The following is a 635-nucleotide window of genomic DNA, read 5'->3' as shown; positions in this document are numbered from 1 at the left end:
TTTCACGTTATGTCGGAAAAAATACGGAAGATACTAGTACGGATGTTTGGTCTGCACCACGTTCCTTTAAGAATAGTGCTTATAACTTAGATAACTTTAGTTTTAATGGAAATTATCTTACAGTTGAAGGATGGCATGTGTCTGATTACGCTAAACAAATGCCAAACCAATACTTAATTTTATTTGACCAAACAACCGATCACGAAGTGGCACGGGTGAAAGTTGGCACTAATAAAACAGGGATTACTTCCGAAACAGTGAAACGCGAAGATGCTCGGAACGCCTACAGAAATATCTACAGTAACGGTGATATTGGTTTCAAAGCTAAGTTTGACATGCTGAAGTTTTCTCAGGTAACCGGACATAAGTTGCAAGTGGTGATTCGCTACTCTAGTGATGCTAAGGATGGTGAAGGCCAACGACAGGATTTTTGGTCTCAAGCAAAAGATTTGAGTCAAGTTGCGTATGCCTTAGACAGTTTTAAGTTAGTTGGTAATAAGTTAGAGGTTTCAGGTTGGTCTTTTGATGCAAATGCTTTTAAAGCACCAAATAAATACTTGATTTTATTTGACAAAACAGCTGGACATGAGCTAACTCGGGTTCGTGTAGGCACAAATAATAATGTTGCTCAAGCT

General features: G+C 38.4%; 1 pseudogene. It reads left to right on the top strand.

Annotation, left to right across the window (positions count from 1 at the left end):
- Positions 1–635, top strand: a pseudogene (locus tag FC36_RS12245) (hypothetical protein); the annotation flags it as partial.

Source organism: Ligilactobacillus equi DSM 15833 = JCM 10991 (assembly GCF_001435735.1).
Classification (GTDB): Bacteria; Bacillota; Bacilli; order Lactobacillales; family Lactobacillaceae; genus Ligilactobacillus; species Ligilactobacillus equi.
The sequence above is the reverse complement of the archived record's forward strand: the minus strand, read 5'-3'. Positions and strand labels throughout refer to the sequence as shown.